This is a genomic window from Ohtaekwangia sp. (assembly GCF_036568665.1).
Taxonomy (GTDB): Bacteria; Bacteroidota; Bacteroidia; order Cytophagales; family Cyclobacteriaceae; genus Ohtaekwangia.
Genome location: NZ_DATCSD010000236.1, coordinates 1 through 3,337, shown reverse-complemented (window position 1 = coordinate 3,337; position 3,337 = coordinate 1). Strand labels below are relative to the sequence as shown.

4 protein-coding genes are annotated in these 3,337 nt (G+C 43.2%); 1 reads left to right on the top strand and 3 read right to left on the bottom strand.

The window, feature by feature from the left end; translation table 11 throughout:
- From VIN08_RS13190 to VIN08_RS13180, 3 genes are all read right to left on the bottom strand, one after another.
- Positions 1 to 540: phytoene desaturase family protein (locus tag VIN08_RS13190; RefSeq protein ID WP_331965714.1), on the bottom strand; the 540-nt coding region annotated here is incomplete at its 3' end.
- A 28-nt stretch (positions 541 to 568) separates the two neighbouring features.
- Positions 569 to 1,069, bottom strand: a complete 501-nt coding sequence (locus tag VIN08_RS13185; RefSeq protein ID WP_331965711.1) for an RNA polymerase sigma factor — start codon at positions 1,067 to 1,069, stop codon at positions 569 to 571.
- A 193-nt stretch (positions 1,070 to 1,262) separates the two neighbouring features.
- Positions 1,263 to 2,132 (bottom strand): MerR family transcriptional regulator, encoded by an 870-nt coding sequence (locus tag VIN08_RS13180; RefSeq protein WP_331965708.1) that lies wholly within the window; start codon positions 2,130 to 2,132, stop codon positions 1,263 to 1,265.
- Positions 2,133 to 2,212: 80 nt separating this feature from the next.
- Here VIN08_RS13180 and VIN08_RS13175 point away from each other — a divergent pair.
- Positions 2,213 to 3,337 (top strand): DEAD/DEAH box helicase (locus VIN08_RS13175; RefSeq protein WP_331965705.1); only part of this gene is annotated, 1,125 nt, incomplete at its 3' end.

The following is a 3,337-nucleotide window of genomic DNA, read 5'->3' as shown; positions in this document are numbered from 1 at the left end:
TTTTTTTTCTTTGAAGAATTTACGGATATAGGTAGCTATAGATTGGAAGACATGCAGGCGAAGTGCATTCTTCATCAAGTCAATACTGAGCAGTTCTTTAACCGACAAACCGGGTTTGTGCACCAGGTCATGTATACCTATATCGTACTTGAATTTACCTTCCTGCAAAAATTGCTTCAAATATATACCACTGCCGGGTTCCAGCTTTTCAAACAGCGCATGGAGTTCTTCTATACCGGCTGGTATATCCAGCACATCTTCTATACTATATACAATGCGATAGGAGGGATCGAGCCGCTGAAGCGTATAGTAATCCGAAGCACGTTTACCAAAGTGAGCAAAGAAATTTTCAAATACATCGGGCATCCAATACCAGCTTGGTCCCATATCGAATGTAAAACCATTTGCCTTGAACTGACGTGCTCGGCCTCCGGGCGATTCGTTCTTCTCGAAGACCGTTACATCAAATCCTTCTTTAGCAAGATAGCATGCGGCCGACAGACCTGAGAAACCGGAACCTATTACTGCAATGCGACTCATGAGGAATACAGGTTATGCAGGAATTTACTCAATATCCTTGTAATCTTTTTTGTATTTCCTTGCGCGCATGGAAGATGCGGTTTTTTACTGTGCCAATCGGAATATTCAGGTGCTCGGCTATTTCATGATATTTATACCCTGATGTATACATCTTGAAGGGCGTGAGAAATTCATCCTTAATCGTATTGACGTTGCGCCAGATCTCTTTAAACTCCATACTCTCCTGCGGGCGGTTGAAGGTATGTTCTTCTTCCACATTCAGAAAGTATAGATCGCGCGTAGTATCGTGCGAAGTTCTTACGCGTTGCGATCTGCGGTAATTATTAATAAACGTATTGCGCATAATGGTGAAAAGCCACCCTTTCAGGTTTGTATCCTGCCTGAATTTGTCGCGATACATCAACGCCTTAAGCATGGTATCCTGTACAAGATCGAGAGACTCTTCGCGGTCGTTTGTAAACCTCCTGGTGAACGTCTGGAGAGTGCTTCTCAGACCGGCAATCTGGTATGTAAATTCAGTAGCGGTCATATATATTGTGTTTAGTTATTTTGATTAATAGTTAAACAAATTTATGTATTAAAGCTTTATAAAGCTTATTTTGTTTATTAAAAATTGTAAAATATTAAACAAAATTAAAACAAACAAACAGGATCGATTGGCTGTCAATGAGATAGCGAATGGGTTGAAAAAGAATTAGAAGAAAGGATTAAACAAAAACTGATCAGGCGATCAGATTTTTAAATTCCATCGCAGTGGAGAAGACGTGAACGTTGTGAACTTTGAGACCTTTATAGCGGGAAGTTTGCATGCCTGAGGCATAGATAGTGATGCCGGGAAAATCGTGCGAGAGCTTTTTAAAGTAATTTTCAACAGAGCCACTCACAGGAGTAGTAATGGATGTAACTAACCAGTCGGGTTGATGAACTTCAATGACACCAACCAGATCATCGTGCGGAACGTTTTGTCCCAGGTAATATGTGCGATAATTCTGTTTGCGGGCCAGGTAATTATGGAACAGCAAGCCGAGCTCGTGCATTTCTCCTTCCGGTAAAAAGAGCACCATCTTGCGGGCAGTCTTGGGTGGTATAGGAAGACCATCGATTGCTACTATAATTTTCTGGCGAACAAGGTTGGATATAAAATGTTCGTGAGCCGGAGTAATGTTATGTGCCTGCCAAAGTATACCGATCTTTTCCAGGAACGGGTATATAATTTCAATGATGATCTTTTCAAATCCATCATGAAGAATAAGGGTGTTCAGTTTCTTTTCGAATCCTTCTTCTTCCATGTCGATCATGGCCAGTATGAGCTGATCAATGTGTATAGCCACATCGTTGCGGCTCTCGCTGAACTCTAAAACCTTGCGGTTCATTTCATCGAGCGTCATGTCAGCAATGCGCGAGATCTTTATACCATTGTTGTTCAGTAACGATACATTGATGATCTTCTTCAGATCATCGTCAGAATAGAACCGGATATTGGTAGTAGTTCTGGAAGGCTCAATGATCTTGTGCCTTTTCTCCCAGATGCGAATAGTGTGCGCTTTGATGCCGGATAGCTTTTCGAGTTCTTTGATCGAATATTTCCCCATCTCCAAACCTTTACCACCCTAAAACCACGTGAACCGAAAAATGTTTTTTGCCATGCGCAGAAATTCTAATTTTATTTTCAATGGCCATTGATGTTGTAAAAGTAGGAAAAGATTGGTTTGCTGAAAGAGATTGGAAACCTTTCGCGTTTCAGATAGAAGCGTGGCAGGCATACCTGGCAGGGCAAAGCGGACTTGTAAATGCGCCCACCGGCAGTGGCAAGACTTATTCGCTGATGATGCCGTTGATGCTGGAGTTTATACGTAACCATCCGGATACTTATAAGAAGCAAAAGAGTAATGGCCTGCAGGCGATCTGGATTACCCCTATACGTGCATTATCCAAAGAGATTGAATTATCGGCTAATCGTCTGGTTGAAGGACTTGGTCTTCCATGGAAAGTGGGTGTTCGCTCGGGCGATACATCATTGAAAGAGCGCCAGCGACAAAAGGAGAAACCGCCAGAGCTATTAATTACTACACCCGAGAGTCTTCACTTGTTACTGGCACAAAAAGATTATCCGGATTTCTTCAAAGAATTAAAAGTACTGGTAGCTGATGAGTGGCACGAGCTGATGGGCTCCAAGCGTGGCGTGCAGGTAGAGCTGGCGTTGTCGCGACTCAAAGCCATAGCACCCGAATTGAAAGTGTGGGGCATCTCGGCAACCATTGGTAATATGGATGAAGCGCTGCAGGCACTGCTCGGTAATTATTATCACGAAAAGAAATATACTGTTGTAAAGGCGGATATTGAAAAGAAGATCGAAGTAGTATCAGTGTTACCCGATTCTGTCGATCGTATGCCATGGGCGGGTCATTTAGGTATACACTTGCTGCAGAAAGTTGTAGATATAGTAAAAGGAAGCAGTACTACACTGATCTTTACCAACACGCGCTCCTTTGCCGAGATCTGGTATCAGAAGATGCTGGATAAAGCCCCTGAGCTTTCAGGATTGATGGCGATGCATCATGGCTCTATCAGTCAGGAGTTACGCAACTGGGTGGAAGAGCAACTGCACGAGGGAAAGTTGAAAGCTGTGGTATGTACTTCAAGTCTTGATCTTGGTGTTGACTTTCGCCCGGTAGAAACGGTGATACAAATTGGCGGACCAAAAGGTGTAGCGCGTTTTTTACAACGTGCCGGCAGAAGTGGTCACCAGCCCGGAGCGGTGAGTCGTATATACTTTGTGCCTACACATTCATTGGAG